Origin of the sequence: Okeania sp. SIO3B5 (assembly GCF_010692555.1) — a bacterium.
Taxonomy (GTDB): domain Bacteria; phylum Cyanobacteriota; class Cyanobacteriia; order Cyanobacteriales; family Microcoleaceae; genus Okeania.
Window position 1 is genome coordinate 1 of the sequence record NZ_JAAHHG010000704.1, and the last position, 4329, is coordinate 4329.

Annotated in this window: 4 protein-coding genes; 2 read left to right on the top strand and 2 right to left on the bottom strand. The window is 34.0% G+C overall.

What is annotated here, in order from left to right:
- Positions 1–224: 224 nt before the first annotated feature.
- Positions 225–848, bottom strand: a complete 624-nt coding sequence (locus tag F6K54_RS41195) for a 7-carboxy-7-deazaguanine synthase QueE (protein WP_293090278.1) — start codon at positions 846–848, stop codon at positions 225–227.
- A 757-nt stretch (positions 849–1605) separates the two neighbouring features.
- Between F6K54_RS41195 and F6K54_RS41200 the strand changes: the two genes are divergently transcribed.
- On the top strand, positions 1606–1722 hold the full coding sequence (locus F6K54_RS41200; protein ID WP_366558390.1) for an element excision factor XisH family protein: 117 nt from the start codon (positions 1606–1608) through the stop codon (positions 1720–1722).
- A 563-nt stretch (positions 1723–2285) separates the two neighbouring features.
- Here F6K54_RS41200 and F6K54_RS41205 read toward each other — a convergent pair.
- The gene (locus tag F6K54_RS41205) at positions 2286–3218 is read right to left on the bottom strand and encodes a lipid kinase (protein ID WP_293090279.1); all 933 of its coding nucleotides are present in this window, start codon (positions 3216–3218) and stop codon (positions 2286–2288) included.
- A gap of 388 nt (positions 3219–3606) precedes the next feature.
- Between F6K54_RS41205 and F6K54_RS41210 the strand changes: the two genes are divergently transcribed.
- Positions 3607–4329: DUF819 family protein (locus F6K54_RS41210; protein ID WP_293090280.1), on the top strand; the 723-nt coding region annotated here is incomplete at its 3' end.

Here is a 4329-nt window from a genome sequence, read left to right on the forward strand (position 1 = left end):
GTAATTTTAGGTCTGGAAAAAGTGCGAGGTTTTAGGTGGTAATGGTTCAAAAATTCAGGATTTTGCTCAAGAGTTGGGCAGAACAATCTTGGGACAAAACGCCCGCTCCTACCTCCTCCAAATTCCCATTTCTCCTGTCTCCCCCTCCCCTCCTGGGAGGGGCTAGGGGTGGGTTGTCTCCTGTCTCCTACCTTCACCCATAAGACTTTTTCAGCAAACCCTAATTATTGTACCCCCAAATATTTATGTAACTGCACGGATAGGCGGTAACTAGGATATTTTTGGAGTAACTCTAAGACTAATGGTAAGGAAAAATTACGACTGTACCATTCTGGCTGGAGAAAAACTGGAATATTATTATTTGCCAATAAAATTTTACTATAAAATTCTAATTCTTTACCAGTTTCTATTACTAATTTGATTTCTGAAGCCCGCATCCACATCTGTTTTACAACTGGATATTTAGGACTAATATGTTGTTTAGGGCTAAGGGTTATCCAAGTCTGAGGTGAAATTTCTTGCCAATAGCAACCGGATGTTTCTATAGAAACTTTTCTGCCAGTAGCTTCTATTTTGTTCACTAGATTAGGTAATTGTTTATTGATAAAAGGTTCACCACCGGAAATAACAACTCTGGGAGAAAATAATTCATTAATTAACTCATCAAAAGTTTTAATTTTTCTTGGTAAATTAGTTCCTCCATCGGCATAACCAGTATCACAATAATGACAACCTACTGGGCAACCAGCAAGACGAATAAAATCTACTGGTGTACCTGCCCAATAGCCTTCTCCTTGAATGGTTTTTTGGAATGTTTCATGTATGGGAATTATTAATTTTTCTGTCATATTTGAGTTATAAATAGGGTTGCAGGGGTAGGAGTCAGGAGTCAGGAGTCAGGAGTCAGGAGTTAGGAGTCATGGAAAATTTAGAGGAGGTAGTCGGATATATTTATCCCTTTATTTTTTGCCGTAGTTAGCACAAAATCCTAACTTTTTTTCGTTCTAAAAAGGCACTTACCTTTATCTGTAAATGCTTTTAGATTAGAGCGGTAAGCCCTAAATAAGAACAAAAAAAATGATTTTGTTTTAGTCATTGACATCTTCAATAATAGACATCTTCAATCTTATAGTCATTTCAGTTTAGATTGATACAATCGTAAGCATTCAGCTATTAGCTGTCAGCTATCAGCAATAAGACTCTCTCATATAGGACAGTGTTTAAATTAACAACTGACTTTAAGGGGAAGGGAGCCAACTTTTGTAGTAAGACAATTAAATATTGCTTTGATCCTAAACTAAAAGCAATAGCTGAAGTCCGCAGTTCCTCCGGAGGAGGCTAGCTGAAGTCCGCAGTTCCTCCGGTAGGAGGCTGGCTGACGGCTGAATGCTTACATACAATCTTTTCTTTATAGCAATTCCCAAAGTTATGAGGTACACTCGTTTTTATTTTTTTTCTATTCCCTATTCCCTATTCCCTAGTTCCCTCAAGCCTAAAATTTTGTACCTCACCAGTATGGGAATTGCTATTAAGATAAAAAGTTTCAACAGAAAAAGTGTTTCATTCTTATTTAAAATGATTATATAAGTAGAAAAACTTTAAACAATGCCTGCTAAAGATATTTTTCACGATACAGTCAAACGTGCCCTTGAAAAAGAAGGATGGACTATAACTCACGATCCGCTGCCCGTCGCTGCTGGTGATGTAGGAATGTCTATTTAATAATTAATAATTAATAATTAATAATTCTGGTTTAAAGCTTCCCCTTTTAAGGGTAAAAAAGCGGTCGTTTTGCTAGTGCATAACTACGTTAATGGCTGTCGCCGATATGTTTGCGTACTATATGAGGCAATTTACTGAGTATGGGATGGGTTAAATTGATAAATGTTTGTTACAAATAGCTAGTGCCGCTATGCGGAAGTCAAAAGTAAAAAGTTAAAAGTTAAAAGTATTAATTGGTAAGGCTTTTAGGATTTTGTAACTGGTTAGTTATTTATGCCATCCTGCACTAGGGTATTTCGCAAGAATTCTGAATTTAGGAGCAAGAATGAATAGATTTAATACCATTTTTGATGTTGTGAATTATCTTTTTCATCAAATAAACTTTCTTATAAAGTATACGCAATGGTGCTTATTATTCGTAACATTCTTTTTTTCAATTGGTATGATTATATCTTTAATATTCATTTTAATTCAGTTTTAATATTATATATATTATATGGGGAATTTCAGATGGATATATTACTAACAGGCAAGATGCCTGTGCTACAGAGGTTTTGATTAATCTAATGAATTACAGGGTTAAGTTTTTCCTTTTCAGTTGTTAATTTTTTCGGCACTATAACAGCTAAAGCTAAAGGAACTACCTGGAAATGTGCTGGAGTATAAGTAACAATTTCCCCGTCTGTATTAATGGGGCGAGGTTTGCGAGTATAAATATTAAATACAGAACCAGTAAGAAAACGAAATCCAAAATTTTCTTGATATTTTCCTTGCCATATAGAAGGCAACATACCGATAAATTGCCAACAATACTTGATTTCTAAACTGTATAAATCTAGTCTTTGGTCATCAATTGTAGCATCGTGAGCAATAGTCATACCACCTCCATAATGTCTGCCATTTCCTACCGCAACTTGCAGAGTTTTAACTATTTTTGTTTCACCATTGCAATGAATTTCTGCAGTAAAAGGACGACTTTTTAAAATCATTTTACTGGCAGTAATAGCATAAGCTAATACACCCCATCGACGTTTTGCTTCTTTAGTTAAATTGTTAGTAATATCTACACTTAATCCGATACTAGCAACATTGAAAAAATATTTGCCATTAACTACACCTAAATCTATATAACGTTTTTTACCTGTAGCGATCGCTCGACAAGCTTCAAATAAAGAATCAGGAATTCCTAAAGTTCTAGCTAGATCGTTAGCTGTTCCTAATGGTAAAATTCCCAAGGGTAAACCTGTTTCTACTAAAGCATCTACTGCCAAGTTTAATGTGCCATCTCCACCACCAATAATTACCATATTTACCTGGTTTTTATAGTTTTGAATAAAATGGTTAAAGTCCTGGGGAGATTCAGTTTCTTGACAAATAACTTCTAAGCCAAAATCTTGTAAATAATTTAAAGCTAAAGGTAAATTATTAGTGACTTTTCTAGCATGGGGATTAATCAATAAAAGAGCTTTTTTTGATTCTATTTTATTTGGGTTCATAAAGAAAGTCAAAATTTAAAAGTAAGAAAAAAAAGGAAGGATTTAAGCAAGGAATCGGAAGTAGTAAATGCTTACTAGCAAATACGATAACTGTATAACCGAATTTCATATTATTGCTGAAATTGGAGATATTTATTGCATTTAATAATACCATTTATCAAAAGTTTTGCTACATTTCCTTGGGAGTAGGGAGTAGGGAGTAGGGAGTAGGGTTTAAAGGCATAATATATTTTGGATTAATGCTGATAATCCTCTACATTCATTACTGAATTATTATTATTACTTAATAACTGAAGTTCCATTGGAAGTATAGTATTATTTTTGGGAATTGGTATAACATAATTTTTGTAGAATTTTGTTATCTTTGAAAAAGAAATTTCGACCGGTTATGGCAAACAGTTTGATTCAACCTGAGCAAAATTTCGCTATTTGGGCAATTCTTCTCTCAGCAGCAACTATTGGTTTTTGGTCAGAACAAAAAAAGTGGGGTGCAAGTATATCTGGTGCTGTTGTAACTATGGTGGTAACATTTTTTCTGTCGAATCTAAGAATTATACCTATTGATGCTCCTGTCTATAATGTAGTTTGGTCTTTTCTGGTTCCCTTTTCTATTCCTCTGCTTTTATTTCAAGCTAATATATTACAAATTATGCATGAATGTGGGCGAGTTTTAATTGCTTATTTTTTAGGTGCTTTAGGAACAGTTTTGGGAACTATATTAGCATATTATTTGATTCCTATAGGTGAGTTAAATTGGAAATTAGCTGGAGTTTTCTGTGCTACTTACATAGGTGGATCTGTAAATTTTTTTGCCACTGCTCAAATTATCGAATTAAATTTAGATTCAGGAGATTTGTTAGCGGCAGGAACAGCAGCAGATAATTTGGCTATGACCTTGTTTTTTCTGCTGTTATTTGCTTTACCTTCTCTGAAATGGATAAAACAAATTTTTCCTGGTAATAATTTGGCTCAAGATACAAGTTTCCTAGAACAAAGTAAAAGGAATTTTTCTGAGTCACTAACACAAGAATTATCTGTTCTAGATATGAGTCAAGCATTAGCTATTAGTGGAATTTCAGGTGCATTAGGTATTAGTATTGCTAATTTATTA